This is a genomic window from Streptomyces sp. NBC_00237 (assembly GCF_026342435.1).
In the GTDB taxonomy this organism is placed as follows: Bacteria; Actinomycetota; Actinomycetes; order Streptomycetales; family Streptomycetaceae; genus Streptomyces.
This window is the reverse complement of the sequence record NZ_JAPEMT010000005.1, coordinates 363,549-389,157: the sequence shown is the minus strand read 5'-3', so window position 1 is coordinate 389,157 and position 25,609 is coordinate 363,549. Positions and strand designations below refer to the sequence as shown.

Below are 25,609 nucleotides of genomic sequence, written 5' to 3'. Positions count from 1 at the left end.
CACGCGCAACACACGCGCAGCAGGCTCGAAGCACCCCGCACCGTAACCGGTGCGCACCCGTGCACGCCGGATCACGCGTGTACGACACCGCAGCACCGCAGCACCGAACCGCCGTCCGCACCCACAAGGAGCGTGCCCATGACCGCCACCCACCCGATCGCTGCGCCCGTCGCCGCGTCCGTCGCCGCGCTGATGCCCCGCGCCAAGTCGGAGCTCGCCGAGCTGGTGGCCTTCCAGTCGGTGGCGGACCCCGCACAGTTCCCCCAGAGCGAGTGCGAGGCCGCCGCGAACTGGTGCGCCGACGCGCTGCGCACCGAGGGCTTCCAGGACGTCGCCCTGCTCGACACCCCCGACGGCACGCAGTCGGTGTACGGCTTCCTGCCCGGCCCCGAGGGCGCGCCGACCGTACTGCTGTATGCGCACTACGACGTACAGCCGCCGCTCGGCGAGGACAAGTGGGCCTCGCCGCCGTTCGAGCTGACCGAGCGGAACGGCCGCTGGTACGGGCGCGGCGCGGCCGACTGCAAGGGCGGGTTCGTCATGCACCTGCTCGCGCTGCGCGCCCTGAAGGAGAACGGTGGCGTCCCGGTCTCCGTGAAGGTCATCGCCGAGGGCTCGGAGGAGCAGGGCACCGGCGGTCTGGAGCGGTACGCGGAGGCGCACCCGGACCTGCTGGCCGCCGACACCGTCGTGATCGGCGACACCGGCAACTTCCGCGTGGGCCTGCCCACCGTGACGGCGACGCTGCGCGGCATGACGATGCTGCGGGTGACCCTCGACACCCTCGAAGGCAACCTGCACTCCGGCCAGTTCGGCGGCGCGGCGCCCGACGCGCTCGCCGCGATGATCCACCTGCTCGCCTCGCTGCGCGACGCGGACGGCTCCACCACCGTCGACGGCCTCACGGCGGACGGCACCTGGTCGGGCCTGCAGTACCCGCAGGACGAGTTCCGTGCCGACGCGAAGGTCCGCGAGGGCGTCGAGCTGATCGGCACCGGCACGGTCGCCGACCGCATCTGGGCACGCCCCGCCGTCACCGTCATCGGCATCGACTGCCCGCCGGTCGTCGGCGCCACCCCCTCCCTCCAGGCCAGCGCGCGGGCACAGATCAGCCTGCGGGTGCCGCCGGGCCAGGACGCCGCCGAGGCGACGCGGCTGCTCACCGCGCACCTGAAGGCGCACACCCCGTGGGGTGCGAAGGTCGCGGTCGAGCAGGTCGGCCAGGGCCAGCCGTTCCAGGCGGACACCTCCAGCCCGGCGTACACGTCGATGGCGGACGCGATGCGCTTCGCGTACCCCGGCGAGGAGATGCAGATCTCCGGCATGGGCGGCTCCATCCCGCTGTGCAACACCCTCGCCTCGCTCTACCCGGAGGCGGAGATCCTGCTCATCGGCCTGAGCGAGCCGGAGGCGCAGATCCACGCGGTGAACGAGAGCGTCTCCCCCGAGGAACTGGAGCGCCTCTCGATCGCGGAGGCCCTCTTCCTCACCCACTACGCCGAGTCCAAGAAGGTCTGAGACGGCGGCGCACCCCGCACCGGGAAACCCACCGGTGATCAGCGCTGAGCGAACTATGCGCTGAGCGAAGTTCCATGGCGGCGGACGTACGGCCTCTCGTACGTTCGCCCCATGGACCTCGTAGAAATGCTTCCGCACCTGCACATGCTGCGTTTCCCGATCGGCCAGGCGTACCTGTGGCGCGAAGAGACCTCCGACGGGACCGAGTTGACGCTGATCGACGCGGGCCACCGCGATGCCGCCGCCGACATCGAGCAGGCGATACGGAGCCTGGGCGCGGACCCGCGCGACCTGCGCCGCATCGTGCTCACGCACTGCCACCGCGACCACGTGGGCGCCGCCGAGGAGTTGGCCGGGCGGTACGGCGCCGAGGTGCTGGCACACCGGTTGGACGCCCCGGTGGTGCGCGGTCTCGCCCCGACCCCCGAGCCGGTGCTGCTCGACTGGGAACGGCCCCTGTACGAGCACGGGTTGACCGTTCCGGAGGCTCCGGCCACCCGGGTCGACCGGGAGCTGGAGGAGGGCGACGTACTCGACTTCGGCGGCGGTGCGCGTGTCGTGCACGCCCCCGGGCACACGGACGGTTCCCTCGCGGTCCATCTCCCGCACCACGGCGTGCTGTTCACGGGCGACAGCATCGCGGCGGTGGGCGAGGTGATGCTCGGGGTGTTCAACGTGGACCGCGAGCAGGCGCTGGCCACGATGCGCCGCCTCGCGTCGCTGGCCCCGTCCGTCGCCTGCTTCGGGCACGGCGACCCGCTGACGAAGGACACCGCGACGCTGCTGATCGCGGCGGCGGACAAGGCGTCGACGGGCCAGTAGGACCCAGCGGCCGGTGACAGACGAGCAGAACCGTTCAGCGGCCCGTCAGCAGCCAGTGGCAGACGAGCAGGACCGGTCAGCGGCCGGTGGCGGGCCCGCCGCCCACCGGCACCCCGCCCTCCAGGTTGTACACCGTTCCCCCGGTCCTGGCGCGCAGCGCCCAGCGCAGCCGTTCGTACCGTTCGGGCGGGAGGAGTCCGGCCGCCTCCTCCTCGGTGACGAACCGCCACTGCCGCAACTCCGGCCCCGGCAGCCTCACCTGCCGTGCCGCGTCGCCCTCCAGCCGACCGCCGTCGAACAGCATCCGCAGCCCGCCGAACGCGGGTGGCCGGGGCGGTTCCCAGTCGACCACCAGCAACCGGGGCTCCCGGTCGAGCCGTATCCCCGTCTCCTCGGCGACCTCGCGCAGGCCCGCCCTGGCGGGCGGCTCGCCGCTCTCCACGACACCCCCGGGGAACTCCCAGCCCGGCTTGTACGTGGGGTCCACGAGCAGCACGCGGTCCTCGGCGTCAAAGAGGAGCACACCCGCCGCGAGGGTCTCGGCCTTCGGCGGCGGCGTCTGCACTATCTCGCAGGGCCGGGCCCGACCCGTCCGCACCGCTTCGGCGACGGCCTCCGCCGTCTCGTACGGGGTGCGGTCGCCGCCGTCGACCACGTGCGCGTCGGCGGTGATCCAGCGGAGAGCGGCGTGATACGGCTCGATGTGGTCGTACGCCCACTGGCGCACCCGTATCTCGGTGTCGGCCTCGCTCATGCCGGGCTCCTCGCGGGCGGCGATCCGCTCTCGCAGGATCGTTTCCTCAACCTGGAGCAGCACGTGTCGCACCAGGATGCGCCGGGAGGCGAGCCCACCGAAGATCTCGTCCCGGTACTCCTGCCGCAGCAGTGTCATCGGCACCACCAGCACCCCGCCCACCTCGGCGAGCAGGGCGGCGGCGGTGTCGACGACCAGGCGGCGCCAGATCGGCAGGTCCTGGTAGTCGCTCACCTCGGCGAGCCGCTTGGGCGGCAGCAGGTGGCGGAGCCCGGCGCCGATCACCTCCGGGTCGTAGAAGGTGCTGTTCGGGATCAGGTCGATCAGCTCGCGCGCGGTACTGGTCTTGCCCGCTCCGAACGCGCCGTTGATCCAAATGATCACGGTTCCCCCTCTGCCGTAGCCCCCAGTGGCCTGCCCGCAACACCCTGCCACGGACACCGGCTCCTGCGGGATGGGGCCTTCCCCGGTCCGCGTACGCACCGCGACGGTTCACGCACACAACCGTGGCCGTCCTGTGGCCTGTCGCAAGCAACGTTCCGCCTGTCCACGCGCGTCCATGCGGACAACGGGGGCGCTCCCGGGACGACTGCGACCGTGACCGCTGGTGACGGAGTCTCGTTGGGCGCACAGAAGTACAGCAGGAGCACGGACGAAGGGGGTGCGGCATGAACCGCACTGTTTTGCGACGTTTTCCGGCCGGGGGCCCGCGCGGCAGCTGGCCCGCCGAGGAGTACGCCAACGCCCGCCGCGCGGAGGGATGTCTGGCGGAGGTCGTCATGGACCTGGACGCGGACGCGTTCCTCGTGGTCGAGATCCGGCAGGTCCCGGCCGAGGCCGGAGCCCTCTGAGTACGGCTACCAGGTGGGGGCGGCGCTCACTCCGCCGTCCACCACCAGATTCGTACCGGTGATCCAGGCGGCGGCGTCGGAGGCGAGGAAGACGCAGGCGTTGCCGATGTCGGCGGGGCTGCCGAGGCGGCCCAGGGGTGCGGTCCCGGTCCAGCGGCGTACGCCGTCGGGCCAGTCGTCGGCGAGCCCTGGCCGGTCGATCAGGCCGGGCGAGACGGTGTTCACGCGGACGGCGTCGGGCCCGTACTCCAGGGCCGCCGAGCGGGCGAACATGATCAGGGCGGCCTTGGACGCGCAGTAGTGCGCGTGCCCGGGGGTCGCCATGGTCCCCTCGATCGAGGCGATGTGGGTGATGCTGCCCCCGCCGCGCGCGGCGAGCAGCGGGGCGGCGGCGCGGGTGCAGGAGAAGGCACTGGTGGAATTGGCGTCGTACAGCGTGCGCCAGTCGTCGGCGGTCATGTCGGCGAGTGCCCGGACCGGCTGGATTCCGGCGTTGTTGACGAGCGCGTCCAGACCGCCCTGCCAGTCGGCGGCCGTCTCGACGAGCCGCTCGCACTCCGATTCCCGGGTCAGATCCGCCTGTACGGTCAGGGCTCGGCCCCCGTCGCCGACGATGCGGGTGGCGAGGTGCTGGGCGCTCTTCTCGTCCTGCCGGTAGTGGACGACGACGGCGGCCCCGGCGGCGGCGAACCGGGCGGCGATCCCGGAGCCGATGAGTCCGCTGGCTCCGGTGACGAGGGCGACGCGGCCGGTGAGGCCGGGGAGCGTGGTGTCGCGGGCGGGGGTCTCAGGCATCATCGTCACCTTCGGTCATGGTCAGAGGGGCGTCCGGACGGCACAACTCCCTTACGAGCACGGCCTGTTCCGGGTAGCGGAGGCTGAGGTCCTCGGCGTCGCCACCCTCGTAGTCCGTCGGGAGGAAGCCGGGGGCCATGGTCGTGCCGAACAACGACCAGGCTCCGCCCGGAGCGACGCGCGCGCCCATCCAGGTGCCCGCCTTGACGACGTACTGCACCGTTCCTTCGGGGCCGCCGAGGAGGATGCGGCGGGCGGTGCCGTCGGGGCCGAGGAGGAGAAGTTCCAGGGCGTCGCCCCGGTAGAAGTGCCAGACCTCGTCGGTGGGAAGCCGGTGCAGGGCGGAGAAGTCGCCGGGCGCACTGGTGAGCAGCACCATGATCGCCGTACCGGACGGACGTCCCGCGGCGTCGGGCTCCCCGGCCCAGGTCTGCCGGAACAACCCCCCTTCGACGGGGAGGGGTTGGAGGCCGTGGAACTCCGCGAGGCGGCGGGCTTCGGCGAGTTGGTCCGCGCGCTGGCCCTTGCGTTGGCCCTCGCGTTGACCCTCGCGTTGGTCCTTGCGTTGACCCTCGTGTCGTTCCTGGTGGGCGGTCACGGGCCGAACGTACCCACCGCCGAGCCGCCTACGCCTCGCGCCGGACCGGCCGACGCGAGTGGCGCGCGGACGGTGCGGATGGTGGTCACGGACGGCGGGGACGGGGGCCGACTGTGGCCCTGCGGACCGGGGGAGAGCGAAGCTCAGCCGCTGACCGGGTCCGTGCCCAGCAGCGCTGCGGCAGCCGCGCCCACCAGGCCAGCGTCGGTTCCCATGCGGGCGGGGACGACACGCAGCTTCCGTACGAACGACAGCTTGGCGTAGTCCCCGAGGGCACGCCGGAGCGGGGCGAAGAGGACCTCGCCCGCGCCCGCCACTCCCCCGCCGACCACCGCGATCTCCACCTCGACGAGCGTCGCGGTGGCGGCGATCCCGGCGGCCAGCGCCTGGGCGGCGCGCTCGAAGGAGGCGAGGGCGACGGGGTCACCGGCCTCGGCGGCGGCAGCGACGGCCGCGGCGGAGGTGTCGCCGTCGGGGCCGGGGCGCCAGCCCTGTTCGACGGCGCGGCGGGCGATGTTGGGTCCGCTGGCGATGCGTTCGACGCAGCCGCGCGACCCGCAGGGGCAGAGGTCGCCGTCCAACTCGACGCTGATGTGGCCAATGTGACCCGCGTTGCCCGTGGGGCCGGGGTGGAGTCGGCCGTCGAGGACGAGGCCGCCGCCGACGCCGGTCGAGACGACCAGACAGAGGGCGTTGGCGTAGCCGCGCGCCGCACCCTGCCAGTGTTCGGCGGCGGTCATCGCGACGCCGTCGCCCACGAGTCGTACGGGAAGATCTCCCACCACCTCGCTCACCCGCGCGACCAGCGGAAAGCCGCGCCAGCCAAGGACGTTGACGGGGCTGACCGTTCCGGCGGACGCGTCGACGGGGCCCGCGCTGCCGATGCCCACCGCCCGCACCCGGGCCCACAGGGGCGACGTGCCCAGCTCGGCGACGACCTCCGCCACCGCGCCCATCACCACGTCGCCGTCCTCCTGCGCGGGGGTCGGCCGCTGGACCTTGAGGTGGATCCGCCCGGTGTCGTCCACCAGCGCACCAGCGATCTTGGTTCCGCCGATGTCGAGCGCGGCGACGAGGTCGGTGAACTCGATGGGCATCGGTGAACATCTCCAGTAAGAAGGGGAACAAGAAAGATCAAAGGACTGGGCCAGTCTCCGTTGAGCTGACAACGTTGTCCAGATGACGGGGCCCTATGCTCGGTGCCGCACCGACGACCAGCACGCCCGCTCCGCCCTTCCCGCTCGCCCGCACCAACGACCGACAGGACAGCGCCCCGTGGCCGACACCGCCCCTCCGTCTCCCGCCGCAGGGAGGTCCCGGACCCCGATGCCGGGGAGTTCCCCGCGTCCCGTGCCGCCGCAACGCCGTTACGGCAACCGGCCGACGATGAAGGACGTCGCCGCGCGCGCGGGTGTCGGCCTCAAGACGGTCTCCCGGGTGGTCAACGCCGAGCCCGGCGTCACCCCGGACACCGAACGACGCGTCAGGGAGGCCATCGACGCCCTCGGCTTCCGCCGCAACGACAGCGCCCGGGTGCTGCGCAAAGGCCGTACGGCGAGCATCGGGCTGGTCCTCGAAGACCTCGCCGACCCCTTCTACGGGCCGCTGAACCGCGCCGTGGAGGAGGTCGCCCGCGCGCACGGGGCCCTGCTCATCAACGGCTCCAGCGCCGAAGACCCGGACCGGGAACAGGAGTTGGTGCTCGCGCTGTGTGCGCGCCGCGTCGACGGGCTGATCGTGATCCCCGCCGGGGACGACCACCGCTACCTGGAGCCGGAGATGGCGGCGGGCGTGGCGATCGTGTTCGTGGACCGCCCGGCGGGCCTGATCGACGCCGATGTCGTACGGTCCGACAGCTTCGGCGGTGCACGGGCCGGAGTCGCCCATCTGATCGCGCACGGGCACCGCAGGATCGGTTTCGTCGGCGACCAGCCGCGCATTCACACCGCGACCGAGCGCCTGCGCGGGTATCACGCGGCGATGGCGGACGCGGGACTTCCGGTCGCGGACGCGTGGGTGGCGCTGGGCAGCACGGAACCGGGGAGGGTACGGGCCGCGACGGAGGCCATGCTGGACGCGCCGCACGAGCCGGTCACCGCCGTCTTCACCGGAAACAACCGGGTGACGGTCACGGTGGTGCGGGTGCTGGCCGGGCGCGAACGGCCCGTCGCGCTGGTCGGGTTCGACGACTTCGAGCTCGCCGACCTGCTGGTCCCGGGGGTCACGGTCGTCGCGCAGGACGCGGCGACGCTCGGCCGCACCGCCGCCGACCTGCTGTTCAGCAGGCTCGACGGGGCGGGCGGCGCACCGGCTCCCGTGATCCTTGAGACCCGGCTCGTGGCACGCGGCTCGGGCGAGATCCCGCCGTGGGACCGCGCCTGACCACTCCGCGCGGCTACGCCTGGAAGCACGTATGACTTGGCCGCGCGAACACGTCCCGGTGCCGGGCAGCGGGCCGTGCCGGGTCGCGCTCCTCAATAACCGTGCCTGTCAACAGGTGGGCAGACCCGGCAGCGGTCGGTCGTTGTCGCCGCCCTTGAGGTAGACCACACTGACGTACACGTTCGTGTTGCCGCTGTCGTCGTCGGTCTTGGCCCACCACACGTTCGTCCACTTGCCGTAGGTCACCCGGCGGCCCAGATCGGCCTGGCAGTAGAAGTAGTTGGTGCCCGCGTTGAGCGTGCCCGCCCGGTCTCCGTTCGTACGGATCGAGTCCGAGGTGCGCCACACGTCGCAGTTGTACTTGCCGCCGCCCGCACCGCGACAGGCCGGCGCGGGAGGCGGGGGTGGCGCAGGCGGGTTGTTGCCTCCGGTCGTGCCGTTCGAGCCGCCGCCCGTGGATCCGCTGCCGGAACCGGACGACCCGCCGTCGGGCTTGCCGCCGGTGGAAGCGCCGGTCGTGCCGCCGCTGTTCTTGCCGCCCGTGGACGTGCCGTCGCCGCCCGCTCCGCTCTCCTTGCCGCCCTTCGTGGGCGTGGGCTTTCCCTTGTCGGCGTCCTTGCCCTTGCCCTTGCCGTCCTTGTCCGAGCCGTCCTTGTCCGGGGGCGTGGGCGCCTTGGTCTTCAGGTCGGCGTCGGTGGGCAGCGAACCCGGGGCCAGCGGGCTGTCCTCGCGGGGAGCGTCGCCGTCCCCGGCGGATCCGGTGGCCGTCGGGCTGCCGGATGCCCTGGTGTCGCCGTCCCGGCCGCTGACCGCGTACGTCACGCCCGCGCCGACCAGCAGCACGGCGGCCACGCCCGCCGCGACGACTGCCTTGCGGCGTCCGCCGGACGCCGCGCCCGAACCCCGCGGTCCGCCCGCGCCGTGCGATCCGCCCTGCTGGGAAGCGGACACGGGAGCGGCTGCCGCCGATGACGGTTGCGCCGCCGGGCCGCCGCCGGAGGGGACGGACCCCGATCCGTATGCCTGCTGCCCGGTGAAAGCCTGCCCGGTGGAAGCCGCAGGCCCGGTCCCGTACGGGGAGTACGCGGCCGGGGTGGGGCCGGTCGGGTACGGGCTCTGCCCCGCAGGCGTCGGGCCTCCCGGGTAGGCCGGGCCCTCAGCACCGTACGCCGGTGAAGCGGGCGGGGTGTGCGGGCCGAACCCCTGCGCCTGCTGCTGCCCGTAGGCGGCAGCGGGACCGAATCCCTGCTGCTGGGAAGGAAGTTGAGCCTGCCCGGCCGAGGGGTGCACCGCGTCGGTCCCCGCTCCCGGCGCGGTGCCGTCGGCGACGGCGGCCAGCAGCAGGGCCGCCTCCTCCGCGCCCGGACGGTGTGCCGGGTCCTTGCTCATCAGCCGTTGCAGCACGGGCCCGAGCGGACCGGAGCGCACCGGTTCGGGCAGCGGTTCCACGACGATCGCGGTCAGCGTGGACCAGGTCGACGTACGGCGGAACGGCGAGCCGCCCTCGACCGCCGCGTACAGCGTCGCACCCAGCGCCCACACGTCGGAGGCGGGTCCTGGCTCCTGCCCCTGGGCGCGCTCGGGTGCCAAGTAGTCGAGGGAGCCGACCAGTTCGCCGCTGCGGGTGAGATGGGTGGTGGAACCGTCGCCCGGGTCCTCCATGGCGGCGATGCCGAAGTCGGTGAGGACGACGCGGCCGCCGTGCTCCAGCAGGATGTTGCCGGGCTTGACGTCGCGGTGCAGTACGCCGACGCGGTGAGCGGCGGCCAGCGACTCCAGCACCTTCGCGCCGATACCGGCGGCCTCGCGGGGGTCGAGCGGCCCGCGCTCGCTGAGGACGTCGTCGAGGGACGGGCCGTCGACGAGTTCCATCACGATGACGGGACGGCCGTCGTGCTCGGTGACGTCGTGGACGGCGACGACTCCGGAGTGCCTGACCCGGGCGGCGGCCCGCGCCTCGCGCTGCATGCGGACCGTGAGGTCGGCCAGCTCAGGGGCGGAGGAGTCGTTGTACGTACGCAGTTCCTTGACGGCGACCTCGCGGCCGAGCACCTCGTCGACGGCGCGCCACACGACGCCCATGCCGCCCCTGCCGAGCTGCTCGATCACCCGGTAGCGGCCGGCCAGCCGCTCGTTCTCCCCCGTCGCCACCACTGCCCCGTTCCGTTACGCCAAAAGTGGTCGCGAACAGACTACGGGGCAGCAGTGACAGCCGGGCAGACGGTGTCGGACGGTTACGCGGCAGACGCGGTGAGGTCTCCGCGACGCGGTGCGGCGAAGCCCTCCAGGTCGGCCTGGGTCAGCCCGCTGAGCCTGGCGACCTCGGCGGCGTCGAGCGCGCCGCACTGGATGCCGCGCAGCAGGTACGAGGCGAGCGCCTTGGCGGACGCGGGCTCGTCGGCGACGTCGCCGCCGGTGACCTGGTTGGCGTACGCGGCCAGACGCGCGGCGGCCTGCTCGAAGCCCTCGCGGTAGTACGTGAAGACGGCCGCGTAACGGGTCGGGAGGTGGCCCGGGTGCATGTCCCAGCCCTGGAAGTAGGCGCGGGACAGAGCGCGGCGGGTGAGGCCGTAGTGCAGCCGCCAGGCGTCGTGCACCTTCTCGGTGGAGCCGACGGGCAGGACGTTGGTGGAGCCGTCCGAGACGCGCACGCCGGTACCGGCGGCGGCGACCTGCATGATCGCCTTCGCGTGGTCGGCGGCCGGGTGGTCGCTGGCCTGGTAGGCGGCGCTGACGCCGAGGCAGGCGCTGTAGTCGAAGGTGCCGTAGTGCAGACCGGTCGCCCGGCCCTCGGCGGCGTCGATCATGCGGGCGACGGTGGCGGTGCCGTCGCCGCCGAGGATGGACTGGCTGGTCTCGATCTGGATCTCGAAGCCGATTCGGCCCTCCGGCAGGCCGTGCGCCTTCTCGAACGCCTCGACGAGGCGCACCATCGCGGTGACCTGCTCGCAGTACGTCACCTTGGGCAGCGTCAGCACGAGGCCGTCGGGCAGCCCGCCGTTCTCCATCAGCCCGGTCAGGAAGACGTCCAGGGTGCGGATGGCCCGGTCGCGCACCGGCGCCTCGAAGCACTTCAGGCGGATGCCGGTGTACGGGGCCGCCGTGCCGTCCTGGTACGAGGCGGCCACCAGGCGCGCGGCACGCGCCGCGTAGGTGTCCTCGTCGGCGGCGGAGCCGGTGTAGCCGTCCTCGAAGTCGACACGCAGGTCCTCGATCGGCTCGCGCTCCAGCTTGGCGCGCACCCGGTCGTACACGGCGTCGGCGAGGGAGGCGTCGAGGCCGAGCACCTCGGCGAACGCGGCGGCGTTCGGGGCGTGCTCGTCGAGCATCTTCAGCGCCGTCTCCCCCCACGAGCGGATGGTGCCCGCGTCGTAGAGGTTGCCGGGTACGTAGACGGTGTGGACGGGCTGCCGGGTCCCGGGGTCTCCGGGGTAGCGGCGCTCAAGCTCAGCGTCGATCGGTACGAGGGAGGCGCTGATCCCCTCGCTGACCGCGCCGGCGAGGCTCGTTGCCACCTTCTCCTGCTGACCCATTCCAACCCTCCATGTTTCCGCTTCACGGAATCAACAATCCGCATAGCGAAGTTAATGCGGCTCACCACCGGAGTCAATGGGTGCCTGGGACACGTACCGCAACGGCTCGGGGCCGCGCGGCAGATATCGCCGCGCGGCCCCGAGTCGTACAGAAAGGTGCAGGTCAGCCCTTGCGGGAGGTGACCTCTTCGGTGAGCTGGGGGACGACGTTGAAGAGGTCGCCGACGACGCCGTAGTCGACGAGGTCGAAGATCGGGGCTTCGGCGTCCTTGTTGATCGCGACGATGGTCTTCGAGGTCTGCATACCGGCCCGGTGCTGGATCGCGCCGGAGATGCCGGAGGCGATGTACAGCTGCGGGGAGACACTCTTGCCGGTCTGGCCGACCTGGTTGGAGTGCGGGTACCAGCCCGCGTCCACGGCGGCGCGGGAGGCGCCGACGGCCGCGCCGAGGGAGTCGGCGAGCTTCTCGATGACGGAGAAGTTCTCCGCGCCGTTGACGCCCCGGCCGCCGGAGACCACGATCGCGGCCTCGGTCAGCTCCGGACGCCCGGTGGACTCCCGGGGGGTGCGGGACACGACCTTCGTACCGGTGGCCGCGTCCGAGAACGACACCGTCAGGGCCTCGACCGCACCGGCGGCGGGGGCGGCCTCGACCGGGGCCGAGTTCGGCTTGACGGTGATGACCGGGACACCCCGCGAGACCCGGGACTTGGTGGTGTAGGACGCGGCGAACGCGGCCTGCGTGGCCACCGGGCCCTCCGGTCCGGCTTCGAGGTCGACGGCGTCGGTGATGAGGCCCGACTGGATCCGCACCGCGAGACGGGCCGCGATCTCCTTGCCCTCCGCCGAGGACGGCACCAGCACGGCCACCGGCGACACCGCGGCGAACGCGGCCTGGAGGGCGTCGACCTTCGGCACCACCAGGTAGTCACCGAACTCCGGGGCGTCCACACTCAGCACCCGGGTCGCCCCGTGCTCCCCGAGGACGGGGGCGGCGGCGTCGCCACCGGCCCCCAGGAACACCGCGACCGGCTCACCGATCCGCCGGGCCAGGGTCAGCAGTTCCAGGGTGGGCTTGCGGACGGCACCGTCCACGTGGTCGACATAGACGAGAACTTCAGCCATGGGAAAGCTCCTGCGAAGACGAAGGGAAGAAGACGAGAAGGGGCGGGCGCGGGCTCAGATGAACTTCTGGCCCGCGAGGAACGCGGCGAGCTGCTTGCCGCCCTCGCCCTCGTCCTTGACGATCGTGCCCGCGGTGCGCTCGGGACGCTTGTCCGCCGCGTCGACTGCGGTCCAGGAGCCTGCCAGGCCCACCAGCTCGGCCTCCAGGTCCAGGTCGTCCAGGTCCAGGGACTCCACCGGCTTCTTCTTCGCCGCCATGATCCCCTTGAACGAGGGGTAGCGGGCCTCACCGGACTGGTCGGTCACCGACACCACGGCCGGGAGGGAGGCTTCGAGCTGCTCGGAGGCCGCGTCGCCGTCCCGGCGGCCAGTCACCTTGCCGTCGGCGACCTTGACCTCGGACAGCAGGGTGACCTGCGGGACACCCAGGCGCTCGGCCAGGATCGCCGGGAGCACACCCATCGTGCCGTCGGTGGACGCCATACCGGCGATCACCAGGTCGTAACCCGTCTTCTCGATCGCCTTCGCGAGCACCAGCGACGTCGCCATCACGTCGGAGCCGTGCAGATCGTCGTCCTCGACGTGCACCGCCTTGTCCGCACCCATCGACAACGCCTTGCGCAGCGCGTCCTTCGCGTCCTCGGGACCCACCGTCAGCACGGTGATCTCCGCGTCATCGGCCTCGTCCGCGATCTGCAGCGCCTGCTCGACCGCGTACTCGTCCAGCTCCGACAGCAGACCGTCGACATCGTCCCGGTCGACCGTCAGGTCATCGGCGAAGTGCCGGTCGCCAGTGGCGTCGGGCACGTACTTCACACAGACAACGATCCTCAAGCTCACGCCGGGTCTCCTACTGCATCGTCTATTTGTCGGCTGCCTCGTTGCAGGCAGCATAGGCGCCTGAAGGGGCGGTTTCCGGTCGGGGCGGGTTGCGCCCCGACCGGAATATTACTCGTCAGTACACCCAGAGGGTTCCCCACAAGCAAGCGCTGGTAACTGTGACCTTGCCAACGCTGCGTAATCACCGACACATCCGTGCTTTCGGGCCCCTGCTTCCGGAAAGCGCTCCTGTCTTCCGGGAAGCGTTTCAGTCGCGCAGGGCGTTGAAGCGCCCCTGGTGGTAGAGAAGCGGCCGCCCCTCGCCCGAGGGGTCTCCCGCGACGGCCTGGGCGAGCACGATGCGGTGGTCCCCGGCGGGCACCCGCGCCACCACACGGCACACCAGCCACGCCAGGACGCCGTCGAGCACGGGAACGCCGTAGGGCCCCGCGTGCCAGCGGGTGGGCTCGGCGAAACGGTCGGCACCACTGCGGGCGAACGTCGCCGCGAGCGCCTCCTGATGGTCACCGAGTATGTGGACGCCGATGTGCTCGGCATCCGCGACGACGGGCCAGCTGGAGGAGCCGGTGCCGATGCCGAAGGAGATCAACGGAGGCTCGGCGGCGACGGAGTTGAGGGAGGTGGCGGTGAATCCCACGGGGCGGCCGCCGGGACCGGCCGCCGTGATGACGGCGACCCCCGCGGCGTGCTGCCGGAAGACCGAGCGGAGCAAGTCGGGCGTGGCCTGTTGCGGAACGGCGAGGGTGGGCTGGAGCGTCATGGAGCTGTCCTTCTGGAGGAACGGAATGCGCGCTGGTGTGGTCCGTGGCTGCTCAGGCACTCGGACAGCGCGCGCTCGCGTTGCGGGCCAGGTCCACATGGGCCCGCCCGTAGAGAAGGAGTTCCGACGGCATGACGTCAGATTGACGATTCCGGGCGGGCAGCGTCAAGTGCGCATCCGGGGCGGGGCGATGGGAGATTGATCACTTTGTGTCACGCGGCACCCCTGAAAGGGCCGTCCGTGCCCTCATGCGACAGCGTGTCCCAGTGCCGCGATGACGTCGACCCGGCGCGGCTGCCCCGTCGCCCGGCGCACGGTCCGTCCCGCCGCGTCCAGGACGAGCACGGTCGGCGTCTGCCGGACGTCCAGTTCCCGTACGAGCGCGAGGTTGTCCTCCGCGTCGATCTCCACGTACGTGACCCCGTCCACCATCGCGGCGACCTCTTCGAGGGTCCTGCGCGTGGCCCGGCAGGGCTGGCAGAAGGCGCTGGAGAACTGCACGAGCGTGGCCCGCTCCCCCCGTTCGACGCCGAGTTCGACCGTTCCCAGCCGTCGGCCATCGCCTTCAAGCCGTCGGTCACCGTCCCGTTCCGGCATATTTCACCCTCCCCTTACGTCCTGCTTGTCACAGTGTGCAGCGTGCCGCGCGGTGCTGCGATTCCCGCGGGCGTACAACACTTGTTCCGGATCCGCAGCAGGTCAGGGCATGGACGGACATCGTGGGACGTGACGAGAATCTCGCGTTCTGGGCACCTGGGGACTGGCTACTCGGCCGTACATGGGGCACGATCTGCCCAACGCCGAAAACCTACGGCAGCGTAACTTTCATACCGGGAGAGCCCTCCCCGGTCAGAGAAGGGTCCCCGTCATGGCAGAACTCGTCTATCGGCCGGTCGTCGGCGCCGCGCGCACGCTCTTCAAGGCGCTCGACCTCAAGATCGACACTCAGGGTTCTGAGAACATCCCCCGCTCCGGCGGGGCCGTACTGGTCAGCAACCACATCAGTTACCTCGATTTCATCTTCAACGGCTTCGCCGCCCTGCCGCAGAAGCGCCTGGTGCGCTTCATGGCGAAGGAGTCGGTGTTCCGGCACAAGGTGTCCGGGCCGCTGATGCGCGGCATGAAGCACATCCCGGTGGACCGCAAGCAGGGCGAGAACGCGTACAAGCACGCCTTGGAGTCGCTGCGCTCGGGCGAGATCATCGGTGTGTTCCCGGAGGCGACGATCTCCGAGTCGTTCACCCTCAAGAGCTTCAAGTCGGGTGCGGCCAGGCTCGCCCAGGAGGCGGGCGTGCCCCTGATCCCGATGGCGGTCTGGGGCACCCAGCGCATCTGGACCAAGGGCAAGCCGCGCAACTTCGGCCGTAACCACATTCCGATCACGATCCGCGTGGGCAAGCCCGTGGAGACCGCCGCGGGCGAGTACGCGGGCGCGGTCACCCGGCGGCTGCGCGAGCGCGTCCAGGAGCTCCTGGAGGCCGCTCAGCGCGCCTATCCGGTGCGCCCGAAGGACGACAAGGACACCTGGTGGATCCCGGCCCACCTCGGCGGGACGGCTCCGACTCCGGCGCAGCTGCGTGAGGCGACCGGCTGAGGAGTGCCCGGCACGGGGCGTTCGGCAGGGCCTCCCACGCTGTCTACGGCTCAGCCGCGCGGGGCTGTGCTCGCCGGGGCTCGCGTGAACGTGCCCCTTTAGGGGCGCGGGGAACTGCGCGCCCAGCCCCCACGCACCCGCACGTACGACCCCCAAGCCTCGCGAGTTTAGGTGAAGGGGTGGGTCTGGGGCGGCCCGCCGCAGGCGCACCGGGGTGCGGCGCACCCATGGGGCGAGGTAACGGCGGGCGGCTCCGGGGTGGGCCCGGAGCGAGGGGGGCCGCCCCCTTGCCCGCCCGTTCCGCCCCCGGGGGGCGGCCCCGCCGCCCAAGGAGGCTAGGCGGAAGCGGAGGGCGGAGCCCAAGGGGGCTAGGCAAAAGCCCCGCCGCCCAGGGGGGCGAGGCGGGGCGGAGGCCAAAGGGGCTAGGGAAGCGGAGGCCAAAGGGGCCCCGCCGCCCAAGGGGGCTTGGCGGGGCGGAGCCCGGAAGGGCGGGGCGGGGAGGAGCCCGAGGGGGCTGGGGCCCTGGGGCAAGGTCTGCTGTGTGTTCGGCGCGGAGGGCGCCGCCGCCCCTACCGGGCCATCTCCTCCTTGAGCGCCTGCACGAACGCATCGACGTCATCCTCCGTCGTGTCAAACGCGCACATCCACCGCACATCTCCCGCCGCCTCGTCCCAGAAGTAGAACCTGAAGCGCTTCTGGAGCCGTTCGCTCACCTCGTGCGGCAGCCGTGCGAACACCGCGTTCGCCTGCACCTCGTAGAGGATCTCGACGCCGTCGACGGCGCGCACACCGGCGGCGAGGCGCTGGGCCATCGCGTTGGCGTGCCGGGCGTTGCGCAGCCAGAGGTCCTTGGCGAGGAGCGCCTCCAGCTGCACCGACACGAAGCGCATCTTCGAGGCGAGCTGCATGGACGACTTCCGCAGCCGCTTCATCGCCGTCGGGCGCACCGCGTCCGGGTTCAGGACGACGACGCACTCGCCGAAGATCATGCCGTTCTTCGTGCCGCCGTACGACAGCATGTCGACGCCCGCCGCGTTGGTGAAGGCGCGCATGGGCACGTCGAGGGCGGCGGCCGCGTTCGCGATGCGCGCCCCGTCGAGGTGGACCTTCATGCCGTGCTGGTGCGCGTGGTCGCAGATCGCGCGTATCTCGTCCGGTGTGTAGAGGGTGCCCAGCTCGGTGTTCTGGGTGATCGAGACGACCTGGGGCATGGCCCGGTGCTCGTCGTCGAAGCCCCATGCCTGCCGGTCGATCAGCTCGGGGGTGAGCTTGCCGTCCGGGGTCGGCACCGTGAGCAGCTTGAGGCCGCCCATGCGCTCGGGCGCACCGCCCTCGTCCACGTTGATGTGGGCGGTCTCGGCGGCGATCACCGCACCCCAGCGGTCGGTGAGTGCCTGGAGGCAGACCACGTTCGCTCCCGTGCCGTTGAAGACCGGGAACGCCTCGGCGGTGGGGCCGAAGTGGGAGCGGATCACCTGTTGGAGGTGGTCGGTGTACTGGTCCTCGCCGTAGGCGACCTGATGGCCGCCGTTGGCGAGGGCGAGGGCGGCCAGGATCTCCGGGTGGGTGCCCGCGTAGTTGTCGCTGGCGAAGCCCCGTAGCGCCGGGTCGTGGTGGCGGCGGGCGTCCGTCCTGGGCCGGTCGACCGGAGCGTCCGTGGTGACGGTCGTCGTGGTCGTCGTCACGGTGGTCGTGGTCGTCACGGCTCCGGTCACCGGGTCCTTCACGGCTTGGGGGTCAGCCACAGGCGCTGTCCATTCACTTCCGAGGCGGGCTTGTCCCAGACTCCGGCGATGGCGTCGGCCAGCTCCGTGACGTCGGTGAAGCCCGCGAACTTCGCATTCGGGCGCTCGGCGCGCATCGCGTCGTGCACCAGTGCCTTGATCACCAGGATCGCAGCGGCCGTACGCGGCCCGTCCTCGCCCCCCGCCTTGCGGAAGGCGTCGCCGAGGGCGAGGGTCCACGCCTCGGCTGCGGCCTTGGAGGCGGCGTACGCGGCGTTGCCCGCGGTCGGCTTCGAGGCTCCGGCGGCGCTGATCAGCAGGTATCGGCCCTTGTCACTGCGCTGGAGTCCGGCCTGGAAGGCGAGCGAGGTGTGCTGGACGGTGCGGATCAGCAGCTTTTCGAGCAGGTCCCAGTCGGCGAGGTCGGTCTCCGCGAAGGTCGCGGAGCCGCGCCAGCCGCCCACCAGGTGGACCATGCCGTCGATCCGGCCGAACTCCTTCTCGGTCTTCTCCGCCCAGGCGCGGGTGGCGTCGAGGTCGAGGAGGTCGACGGTCTCGCCGATGACGGTGGCCCCGCCGTGCGCGTACCGGGCGGCGTCCACGGCCTCCGCGAGGCGGGCCACGTCGGCGTCGGCGCCGACGACCGTGGCACCGGCCTCGGCCAGGCGCAGCAGCGTGGCCCTTCCTGCGGGTCCCGCCGCTCCCGCGACGGCGATGACGGCTCCGTCGAGGGGGCCTTCGGGTGCGTTCTGTGCGGTCATGTCGGTCGCCTCCTGGGCGTGGGGGCTCACGCGGCCACCCGCTCGGCGCCTGCCGCGGTGATCCCCTTGGTCGAGGCGATCACGGACTTGAGCTTCTTGGAAAGCGCCTCATAGAACATGCTCAGCGGAAACTCGTCAGGAAGCACGTCGTCGACCAGTTTCCGCGGCGGCAGCGACAGGTCCAGGGCGTCCGGGCCCTTGGCCCAGCGGGAGCCGGGGTGCGGGGCGAGATACGTCGAGACCAGGTCGTACGCGGCGAACCAGTGCACCAGCTTCGGGCGGTCGATGCCCGCGCGGTACAGGTCCTCGATCTCGCCGCAGAGCTGGTTGGTGACCTGCGGGGCCCGCTCCCAGTCGATCGTGAGGGTGTTGTCGGTCCAGCGCACCACGTCGTGCTTGTGCAGGTACGCGAAGAGGAGCTGGCCGCCGAGTCCGTCGTAGTTGCGGACCCGCTCGCCGGTGACCGGGAAGCGGAACATGCGGTCGAAGAGCACCGCGTACTGCACGTCTCGGCCCTGGGAGACGCCGTCGGCCTCCAGCTTCACGGCCTCCTTGAAGGCGGTGAGGTCGCAGCGCAGCTCTTCGAGGCCGTACATCCAGAACGGCTGCCGCTGCTTGATCATGAAGGGGTCGAACGGCAGGTCGCCGTGGCTGTGGGTGCGGTCGTGGACCATGTCCCACAGCACGAACGCCTGCTGGCAGCGGTCCTGGTCGGTGACCATCGCCGCGATGTCCTCGGGCAGTTCGAGGCCCAGGATGCCGACGGCGGCCTCGGTGACCGCGCGGAAGCGGGCCGCCTCGCGGTCGCAGAAGATACCGCCCCAGGTGAATCGTTCCGGCGCCTGGCGCACGGCGATCGTCTCGGGGAAGAGCACCGCGGAGTTGGTGTCGTAGCCCGAGGTGAAGTCCTCGAAGGTGATGCCGCAGAACAGCGGGTTGTCGTAGCGGGTGCGCTCCAGCTCCGCCAGCCACTCGGGCCACACCATGCGCAGCACGACCGCTTCGAGGTTGCGGTCGGGGTTGCCGTTCTGGGTGTACATCGGGAAGACGACGAGGTGCTGCAGGCCGTCGGCGCGCGACTGTGCGGGCTGGAAGGCCAGCAGCGAGTCCAGGAAGTCCGGCACGTCGTACGCGGAGTCCGCCCAGGCGCGCAGGTCCGCGACGAGGGCGCGGTGGTAGGCGGCGTCGTGCTCCAGCAGCGGGGCGAGCTCCTCGACCCCGGCGATCACCCGTGCCAGTACGGCGTCCACGGCCGTGCGGGCCGGGGCTCCGTCGGCGTCCAGGTCGATCGACCCGTCGGGGCTCTGCCAGGGGCGGATCTCCTCGACCGCGGCCTTGAGCACCCCCCAGGCCGGGTGGTCGGCCACTCGCGAGGACTCCGCTATGCCCCCACCAGCAATGTCCTGCACCAGAATTTGCGTCATGTCACTTCCTCCACGGGAGAACCTCGCGTAAAGAAACCGTATCCACGCGTGGTTCTTCCGCACAAGAGGAGCCAGAAGAAATTATCCTGCGCAACCCCCCAGATCACCGGAATTCTTCCTGTCGTAGCACCCAGTGACGGCGATGACTCCCGTCACACCGGCCGTCGCTGCCCGCGCCCCGGCTATCGCGGCCCGCGCCCCGGCCAGCAGAGCGGTGCATCCGAGGACCCCGGTGAACCCGGAGCACATCACCGGGAAGCGCCGCCCGACCGCCGTCCCTCCTGCTGCCCGCAACGCGGCGACGTACGCCTCCCCTTCGCCGCAGAGACCACGAGCCGAAGAAGTGGGCGGACTCCTCGCTGCGCGTCTGGCTGGGCCACCTCGCGGACCCCGTTCGCGGAACCGGCGTCGGCGCGGGCGATGCTGGCGGATCTCGGGCACGTCGGCGGTCCGGACACGGGCGGTCAACCACCGTACGGCGCGCCCACGGAAGGGTGACTTGGGGCGGTCTGGGCCGCACGGAGGAGTAGGACGGACGCACCCTGTCCTGGTGGCCCGACCGTGCCTCCCCCGCCGGTCGTGCGCACAGGTCACTTCCCGATGCGCCTGGAGCCGTCCCCCATGAGCCTGCGTGCCATCCTTCTCGCCGCCGTCGTCACCGGCATTCTGCTGGGCATCGCGAACTCCCCTGCGGAGGACTCCAGTTCCTCGCGTCAGGCGGGTTCCGTTGCGGAGGCGGGCCGCTAATCTCGCTGTGAGCTTTGTGATGTGAGCTGTCAGCTTTGAGCTGTGTGCCGCCGTCGACGGAAGCGAGATCGCCTTGTCTTTCCTCACCATCGGTCACCGCGGAGTCATGGGTGTCGAGCCCGAGAACACCCTCGGCTCCTTCCTGCACGCCCAGCGCGCGGGCATGGACGTCATCGAACTCGACCTGCATCTGAGCAAGGACGGCGCGCTCGTCGTCATGCACGACGCCGACCTCGACCGCACCACGGACGGCCACGGGCCGGTCTCCGCCCTGTCGCTCGCCGAACTGCGCACCCTGGACGCGGGCGGCGGTGCCCGCATCCCCCTGTTCGAGGAGGTGCTCGACGCCGTCTCCGCACCGCTCCAGGCGGAGATCAAGGACCCGGCCGCCGCACGGGCGCTCGCCGAGGTGATGCACCGGCGGGACCTGGTGGAGCGCGTCGAGGTCCTGTCGTTCCACGACGAGGCGCTGGTGCAGATCTCGGCGCTGGTGCCCGGGGTGCGCACGGCCCTGGTCGCCCAGTTCTACGGTCCCGAGGTGGTGGACCGCGCCGTGGCGGCGGGAGCCTCGGCCCTCGTGCTCGAACTGCAACGGCTCACCCTGGAGATCGTGCGGCGGGCGCACACGGAGAAGCTGCGGGTGATCGGCTGGGTGGTGAACACCACGGAGGAGCTGCGGCTGGCCCACGCGCTGGAGCTGGACGGGGTGACCACCGACTTCCCGGAGATCCGCAGGACCGGCCGCTACATGGCGTGACGGCCGGTCCGCCCCGGCGCCTTCAGAGTTCCTTGACCAGGAGCTCGAAGGCGAGGTCGTCGCGCTGCGGAACGCCGAAGCGCTCGTCGCCGTACGGGAAGGGCGTCATCTTTCCCGTACGGCGGTAGCCGCGGCGCTCGTACCAGGCGATCAGGTCGTTCCGTACGGAGATCACCGTCATGTGCATCTGGGTGGCGCCCCAGGTCTCGCGGACCAGACGCTCCGCCTCCGCGATGATGATCTTGCCGAGGCCGCCGCCCTGGTGTCCGGGGCGTACGGCGAACATCCCGAAGTAGGCGGCCTCCCCCCGGTGTTCGAGCTGGCAGCAGGCGACGAGTTCCCCGTCGCGCTCGACGGTGAGCAGGCGGCTGCCGGGGGCCCTGATCACGGCGAGGACGCCCTCGGGGTCGGTGCGCTGTCCTTCGAGGAGGTCGGCCTCGGTGGTCCATCCCGTACGGCTGCTGTCGCCCCGGTACGCGGACTCGACGAGCGCGACGAGCGCGTCCGCGTCGCCCTCGGCGGCGTCGCGGAAGACGAGTTCCCCGGGGGCCGGGCGCGAAGTGGTGTCCATGGTGGATGTGTCCTCTTGTTCGGTTCCGTACGGCGACGATCCGTCCGACCCTAACGGTCTTCGTGCTCCCCCCGTGTGCCGTTGCGCATGCGTGCGCCCCGGCCGATGCGGGCATCGACTTCTCGACCTGTCGCCACGTCGTGGTGGACCCGAGCGGGGAGGTACGCCGTGCACGGACCGACGATGTCCGGCTGGCTGCTGGTGGCGCTGTGCGGTGTGACGAGCGCGTACTGCCTGCTGCGGATGCGCAGCGGGCCCAGGGAGGAGCGCGGGGTGGCGCGCGGCGAAGCCCTGATGGGACTGGGGATGGCCGTCATGGCGGTGCCCGCCGCCGTCTTCGCCCCGCCCCGGTGGAGCGGTGCGGTGTACGTCGTGGTGTTCGGGGCGGCGGCGCTGCGGGCGCTGTGGTGGGCGCGCGCGGGAGCGGGGGGCCCGCATCACAGTACGGGAGCGGGGAGCTCGCACCACGTGCACCATCTGATCGGTTCCGCCGCGATGGTGTACATGGCGGTGGCCATGGCCGCTCCCGGTGGCGGGCACACCGGGCACGGGGCGGGCGCGCAGGCGGGCGGCGTTCCCCTGCTGACGGGGGCGCTGCTGGTGTACTACGCGGTGTACGTCCTGTGGGTCGGGGCGCGGCTGCTGCCGGTGCCGGCGGCCGCCTCGGCATCCGGGGGGACGGTGTCGTGGGGTTCCCGTCCGGAACTGGCGCTCGCCTGCCGTCTGTCGATGGCCCTCGGCATGCTCACCATGCTGCTGACGCTGTGAGTCGTACGTCACTCCGCGACCCGGCCCGTACCCGGGGGTGGTGGTGCCCTCATAGGCTGAGTCCCATGATGGTCTCCCTGTCCCTGCTGCTGCTCGGCCTGCTGACCGCCGTGCTGGCCCCGCGACTGCTCGCGGGTGCCGAATGGCGGGACAGGGAACCCGTGGTCGCGCTGTGGATGTGGCAGTGCGTCGTGGGCGCGGTGCTGCTGAGCTTCGCGCTCGCCATGACGTTCAGTGCGGCGGCGGCCTGGCACCAGGTGCGGGGGCACGTCTTCGCGTCGGCGCCGCGCGGGGTCGTCGAGGCGTACGCGCTGGGTGCGTCGGGTCCGTGGTCGGCCGTGCTCGCGGTGGTACTCGCGGGCTGCGGCGTGTGGACCGGCGCGATGCTGGTCCGGGAGATCCACCGGGCGCGCGTGCGGCGCAGGCAGCACCGGGCGGAGCTGCTCGTGCGTGCTCCCGCGCTGCCGGGCGAGGAGCCCGGCGGCCGTCTCGTCGTTCTGGAGGGCGAGCGTCCTGACGTGCGGTGGCTGCCCGGTGCGCAGCCCCGGCTGGTCATCACCACGGCCGCCCTGCGCCGCCTGGAGGGCCGTCAGCTGGACGCGGTGGTGGCGCACGAGCAGGGGCACGCCCGCGCCCGGCACGACTGGCTGCGGCACTGCTCGGCGGCGCTGGCGAGCGGCTTTCCGCAGGTTCCGGTGTTCGCGGGGTTCCGCGACGAGATGCACCGGCTGGTGGAGCTGGCGGCCGACGACATGGCGTCCCGCCGCTTCGGCCGTCTGACGACGGCGCTGGCGCTGGTGGAACTCAACGAGGACCGTGGGGTGTTCGGGCCCTCCTCGGCTCCGGACGCGGGGCTTCCGCAGCGGGTGAACCGGCTGCTCGCGCCGGTGCCCCGGCTGAGCCCGGCGCAGCGACTGCGGCTGACGGCGACCTCGGCGCTGGTGCCCGTGGTGCCGCTGGCGGTGGCGTTCGTACCGGGGTTGCGGGCTCTGGGGTAGGGCTTCGTCCTGCGGGCGGTCCTGCGAGTACGGGAGTTTCGTACGTGAAGGGGTGTGCTGGTGGGGCGTGATCGGCTGCGGGTCGGCAAGGATCTCCCCATGTCCTCCCCCGCTCCCCTTCCGTCGTCCCTTCCGCCCTCCCGTCCGCCGGTGCTGCTCGCGTGCGCCCTGCTGACGGCCGTGTTCGCCGTGCTGCTCGTCCTGGTGGCCGTGGAGTGGGGGCCGCTGGTCGCCCTCGACGACGACATCGCGAACGGGCTGCACCGCTGGGCCATCGACGATCCCGCGACGACCCGAGTCATGCGCGTCCTGTCGGACTGGGTGTGGGACCCGTGGGCGATGCGGGCGGTGATCGCGGTGGTGTTCTTCTGGCTGCTGGTGCACGGGGAGCGCACGCTCGCCGTGGCCATCGCGGTGACGAGTGCTCTCGGAGCCCTCGTACAGCAGGTGCTCAAGGCCGCTGTCGGGAAAGAACGTCCGCAGTGGCCCGATCCGGTCGATTCCGCTCAGTACGCTGCGTTCCCTTCCGGTCATGCGATGACAGCGGCGGTCACTTTCAGTCTGCTGCTGTGGCTGTTGGCCCGGTTCACCGCGTCCCGCGCGGCGCGAGCGGCGCTGCTGGTGGTGGCGGTGGTGTCGGTGCTGGGTGTCGGGTTCACCCGCCTGTACCTGGGGGTGCACTGGTTCTCGGACGTACTCGGCGGCTGGCTGCTGGGCGTGGCGGTGGTGCTGGGGGCTGTCCGGTGGTACGCGTACCTCCAGGCACGGCGGGGATGCTCTCCGGCATGACGATCAAAGCCGTGCTCTTCGACTTCTCCGGCACCCTGTTGCGCATCGAATCGACCCGTTCCTGGGTGGACGCCGTGCTCGGCGGGCCCTCGTCGCCGCACACCGTCGAGGAGTTGAGGCACTACGCCGACCTGCTGGAGCGGGCGGGTGCGCTGCCCGGCGGCGCCGACCCCCTGTCGGTTCCGCCCGCGGTCGCCGGTCTGTGGGCGACGCGCGACGAGAGCGCGGAGCTGCACCGCTCGGCGTACACGGGTCTGTCACGGCAGGTCGCGCTGCCCGACGACGCCCTCCACGACGCGCTGTACGCACGCCACATGCTGCCGGAGGCGTGGCAGCCGTACCCGGACACGGCGGAGGTGCTGGGCGCGCTGCGGGCGCGGGGGATTCCGGTGGCTGTGGTGAGCAACATCGGCTGGGACCTGCGTCCGGTGTTCCGGGCGCACGACCTGGACCGGTTCGTCGACGCGTACGTGCTGTCGTACGAGTACGGAGTCCAGAAGCCCGACCCCCGGCTCTTCCGCACGGCGTGCGCGGCACTGGGGCAGGAACCGGCGCACACGCTGATGGTGGGCGACAGTCGGCACGCGGACGGCGGGGCCGCCGCGCTGGGCTGCGCGGTCCATTTCGTGGACCATCTCCCGGCGGCGGAGCGGCCGGACGGCCTGCGGCCCGTACTGGACCTGCTGGATCCGTGCGGCACCCGCCCGTGAGGTGCTGCCGGCACGGCGCTGCCCGCCTCGGACGATCCCCCGCGTCGCCCGAGGCGGGCAGCCGTGCCGCGCGCACCCGGCAAGGGGTGTGCACGAACCGCACTGAGTATATTGGCTCGGAGCCAGTCAACGCAGGAGTTACAGGATGTCCCCGCGCAGCGCATCGGTCAACGAGGAATTGCGCAGACGCTCCCGTGAGCGGATTCTCCAGGCGACCGTGGAGCTGGTCGGGGAGCGCGGCTACGAGGCGACGACGCTGGGCGCCATCGCGGACCGGGCCGGTTCCGCACGGGGGCTGGTGTCTTACTACTTCCCCGGCAAGCGGCAGTTGCTCCAGTCCGCGGTGCACCGGCTGATGCACCGTACGATCCGCGCGGCGATCGACCGCGAGCCCGCGACGGACGACGGGCGGGAGGTCCTGGCGCGCGCGGTGGACGCCGTACTGGGGCTGGCGCTCGACCATCCGGTGCTGATGCGCACGCACATGGCGGGCATCCTCCAGGCGGAGGGCTTCGTGCGGTGCCCCGAGCAGCAGCAGTTGGCCGGGGTGCTGAGGGGCGCGATGCTGCGCTACGGCACGACCGATCCGGACACGGAGTACCCGCTGCTGCGCGCCCTGTTGATGGGCACGGTGTTCGCGCTGCTGCTGCCCGGCGCGCCGATGCCGCTGGTCCGGCTGCGCGCGGAGCTGTTCCAGCGGTACGGGCTGGACTGGGAGCTCGGCGTGCCGCCGGACGGGGATCCGCCCGGCGGCACGGCGACCGGAGCGACTAACGGGTGATCACGG

26 protein-coding genes are annotated in these 25,609 nt (G+C 71.8%); 12 read left to right on the top strand and 14 right to left on the bottom strand.

Annotated elements, in window-relative coordinates; all coding sequences use genetic code 11:
- The first annotated feature begins 138 nt into the window (after window positions 1–138).
- Both OG897_RS37510 and OG897_RS37505 read left to right on the top strand, forming a co-directional pair.
- Window positions 139–1,518, top strand: coding sequence for a dipeptidase (locus tag OG897_RS37510; RefSeq protein WP_266664337.1), 1,380 nt, complete (start codon window positions 139–141; stop codon window positions 1,516–1,518).
- A gap of 111 nt (window positions 1,519–1,629) precedes the next feature.
- Entirely contained in the window at window positions 1,630–2,340 is a 711-nt protein-coding gene (locus tag OG897_RS37505; protein WP_266664335.1) for an MBL fold metallo-hydrolase, read from the top strand.
- 76 nt (window positions 2,341–2,416) lie between these two features.
- Here the strand turns inward: OG897_RS37505 and OG897_RS37500 are convergent, their stop codons facing one another.
- Window positions 2,417–3,478 (bottom strand): NUDIX domain-containing protein, encoded by a 1,062-nt coding sequence (locus tag OG897_RS37500; RefSeq protein ID WP_266664333.1) that lies wholly within the window; start codon window positions 3,476–3,478, stop codon window positions 2,417–2,419.
- Window positions 3,479–3,762: 284 nt separating this feature from the next.
- Here OG897_RS37500 and OG897_RS37495 point away from each other — a divergent pair, with 284 nt between their 5' ends.
- Window positions 3,763–3,945: a hypothetical protein gene (locus OG897_RS37495; protein WP_266664331.1), complete on the top strand. Its 183-nt coding sequence runs from the start codon at window positions 3,763–3,765 to the stop codon at window positions 3,943–3,945.
- Window positions 3,946–3,951: 6 nt separating this feature from the next.
- Here the strand turns inward: OG897_RS37495 and OG897_RS37490 are convergent, their stop codons facing one another.
- The 3 genes from OG897_RS37490 to OG897_RS37480 form a co-directional block, all read right to left on the bottom strand.
- Window positions 3,952–4,740 (bottom strand): SDR family NAD(P)-dependent oxidoreductase, encoded by a 789-nt coding sequence (locus OG897_RS37490; protein WP_266664329.1) that lies wholly within the window; start codon window positions 4,738–4,740, stop codon window positions 3,952–3,954.
- Window positions 4,733–5,338 carry a cupin domain-containing protein gene (locus OG897_RS37485; protein WP_266664327.1) on the bottom strand — a complete coding sequence of 202 codons (606 nt, stop codon included), beginning with the start codon at window positions 5,336–5,338 and terminating at the stop codon, window positions 4,733–4,735. Before OG897_RS37485 ends, OG897_RS37490 begins: the two co-directional genes overlap by 8 nt.
- A gap of 143 nt (window positions 5,339–5,481) precedes the next feature.
- The gene (locus OG897_RS37480) at window positions 5,482–6,435 is read right to left on the bottom strand and encodes an ROK family protein (protein WP_266664325.1); all 954 of its coding nucleotides are present in this window, start codon (window positions 6,433–6,435) and stop codon (window positions 5,482–5,484) included.
- 229 nt (window positions 6,436–6,664) lie between these two features.
- Here OG897_RS37480 and OG897_RS37475 point away from each other — a divergent pair, with 229 nt between their 5' ends.
- Window positions 6,665–7,720 carry a LacI family DNA-binding transcriptional regulator gene (locus OG897_RS37475; protein ID WP_266664323.1) on the top strand — a complete coding sequence of 352 codons (1,056 nt, stop codon included), beginning with the start codon at window positions 6,665–6,667 and terminating at the stop codon, window positions 7,718–7,720.
- A 108-nt stretch (window positions 7,721–7,828) separates the two neighbouring features.
- Here the strand turns inward: OG897_RS37475 and OG897_RS37470 are convergent, their stop codons facing one another.
- From OG897_RS37470 to OG897_RS37445, 6 genes are all read right to left on the bottom strand, one after another.
- Window positions 7,829–9,871, bottom strand: coding sequence for a serine/threonine-protein kinase (locus OG897_RS37470; RefSeq protein ID WP_266664610.1), 2,043 nt, complete (start codon window positions 9,869–9,871; stop codon window positions 7,829–7,831).
- A gap of 83 nt (window positions 9,872–9,954) precedes the next feature.
- Window positions 9,955–11,253 carry an aldolase/citrate lyase family protein gene (locus OG897_RS37465; protein ID WP_266664321.1) on the bottom strand — a complete coding sequence of 433 codons (1,299 nt, stop codon included), beginning with the start codon at window positions 11,251–11,253 and terminating at the stop codon, window positions 9,955–9,957.
- 163 nt (window positions 11,254–11,416) lie between these two features.
- Window positions 11,417–12,379 (bottom strand): electron transfer flavoprotein subunit alpha/FixB family protein, encoded by a 963-nt coding sequence (locus OG897_RS37460; protein ID WP_266660904.1) that lies wholly within the window; start codon window positions 12,377–12,379, stop codon window positions 11,417–11,419.
- A 54-nt stretch (window positions 12,380–12,433) separates the two neighbouring features.
- Complete coding sequence (locus OG897_RS37455; protein ID WP_266660906.1) at window positions 12,434–13,219, bottom strand: electron transfer flavoprotein subunit beta/FixA family protein; 786 nt, start codon at window positions 13,217–13,219, stop codon at window positions 12,434–12,436.
- 247 nt (window positions 13,220–13,466) lie between these two features.
- The gene (locus OG897_RS37450; protein ID WP_266664319.1) at window positions 13,467–13,979 is read right to left on the bottom strand and encodes a flavin reductase family protein; all 513 of its coding nucleotides are present in this window, start codon (window positions 13,977–13,979) and stop codon (window positions 13,467–13,469) included.
- Window positions 13,980–14,225: 246 nt separating this feature from the next.
- Window positions 14,226–14,576, bottom strand: a complete 351-nt coding sequence (locus OG897_RS37445; protein WP_266664317.1) for a thioredoxin family protein — start codon at window positions 14,574–14,576, stop codon at window positions 14,226–14,228.
- Between the two features lie 271 nt (window positions 14,577–14,847).
- Here OG897_RS37445 and OG897_RS37440 point away from each other — a divergent pair, with 271 nt between their 5' ends.
- Window positions 14,848–15,573 carry a 1-acyl-sn-glycerol-3-phosphate acyltransferase gene (locus OG897_RS37440; RefSeq protein ID WP_266664315.1) on the top strand — a complete coding sequence of 242 codons (726 nt, stop codon included), beginning with the start codon at window positions 14,848–14,850 and terminating at the stop codon, window positions 15,571–15,573.
- 569 nt (window positions 15,574–16,142) lie between these two features.
- On the opposite strand, the gene OG897_RS37435 is transcribed toward OG897_RS37440, so the two are convergent.
- The 3 genes from OG897_RS37435 to OG897_RS37425 are packed head-to-tail and all read right to left on the bottom strand — an operon-like array spanning window position 16,143 to window position 19,482.
- Window positions 16,143–17,258: a low specificity L-threonine aldolase gene (locus OG897_RS37435; RefSeq protein ID WP_266664608.1), complete on the bottom strand. Its 1,116-nt coding sequence runs from the start codon at window positions 17,256–17,258 to the stop codon at window positions 16,143–16,145.
- A gap of 38 nt (window positions 17,259–17,296) precedes the next feature.
- Window positions 17,297–18,058: an SDR family NAD(P)-dependent oxidoreductase gene (locus OG897_RS37430; RefSeq protein ID WP_266664313.1), complete on the bottom strand. Its 762-nt coding sequence runs from the start codon at window positions 18,056–18,058 to the stop codon at window positions 17,297–17,299.
- 26 nt (window positions 18,059–18,084) lie between these two features.
- A complete protein-coding gene (locus OG897_RS37425; protein ID WP_266664311.1) occupies window positions 18,085–19,482 on the bottom strand; it encodes a DUF6421 family protein in 1,398 nt (465 codons plus the stop codon).
- 621 nt (window positions 19,483–20,103) lie between these two features.
- Between OG897_RS37425 and OG897_RS37420 the strand changes: the two genes are divergently transcribed.
- Window positions 20,104–20,229, top strand: a complete 126-nt coding sequence (locus tag OG897_RS37420; protein WP_266664309.1) for a hypothetical protein — start codon at window positions 20,104–20,106, stop codon at window positions 20,227–20,229.
- A 73-nt stretch (window positions 20,230–20,302) separates the two neighbouring features.
- Entirely contained in the window at window positions 20,303–20,986 is a 684-nt protein-coding gene (locus OG897_RS37415; RefSeq protein ID WP_266664307.1) for a glycerophosphodiester phosphodiesterase family protein, read from the top strand.
- Between the two features lie 22 nt (window positions 20,987–21,008).
- On the opposite strand, the gene OG897_RS37410 is transcribed toward OG897_RS37415, so the two are convergent.
- Window positions 21,009–21,557: a GNAT family N-acetyltransferase gene (locus OG897_RS37410; RefSeq protein ID WP_266664305.1), complete on the bottom strand. Its 549-nt coding sequence runs from the start codon at window positions 21,555–21,557 to the stop codon at window positions 21,009–21,011.
- 168 nt (window positions 21,558–21,725) lie between these two features.
- Between OG897_RS37410 and OG897_RS37405 the strand changes: the two genes are divergently transcribed.
- From OG897_RS37405 to OG897_RS37385, 5 genes are all read left to right on the top strand, one after another.
- Window positions 21,726–22,325 (top strand): DUF5134 domain-containing protein, encoded by a 600-nt coding sequence (locus tag OG897_RS37405; RefSeq protein WP_266664303.1) that lies wholly within the window; start codon window positions 21,726–21,728, stop codon window positions 22,323–22,325.
- Between the two features lie 65 nt (window positions 22,326–22,390).
- Window positions 22,391–23,323, top strand: coding sequence for a M56 family metallopeptidase (locus tag OG897_RS37400; RefSeq protein ID WP_266664301.1), 933 nt, complete (start codon window positions 22,391–22,393; stop codon window positions 23,321–23,323).
- A 99-nt stretch (window positions 23,324–23,422) separates the two neighbouring features.
- Entirely contained in the window at window positions 23,423–24,112 is a 690-nt protein-coding gene (locus OG897_RS37395; protein ID WP_266664299.1) for a phosphatase PAP2 family protein, read from the top strand.
- 2 nt (window positions 24,113–24,114) lie between these two features.
- Window positions 24,115–24,822 (top strand): HAD family hydrolase, encoded by a 708-nt coding sequence (locus tag OG897_RS37390; RefSeq protein WP_266664605.1) that lies wholly within the window; start codon window positions 24,115–24,117, stop codon window positions 24,820–24,822.
- A 145-nt stretch (window positions 24,823–24,967) separates the two neighbouring features.
- The gene (locus OG897_RS37385; protein WP_266664297.1) at window positions 24,968–25,603 is read left to right on the top strand and encodes a TetR/AcrR family transcriptional regulator; all 636 of its coding nucleotides are present in this window, start codon (window positions 24,968–24,970) and stop codon (window positions 25,601–25,603) included.
- The last annotated feature ends 6 nt before the right edge of the window (window positions 25,604–25,609 follow it).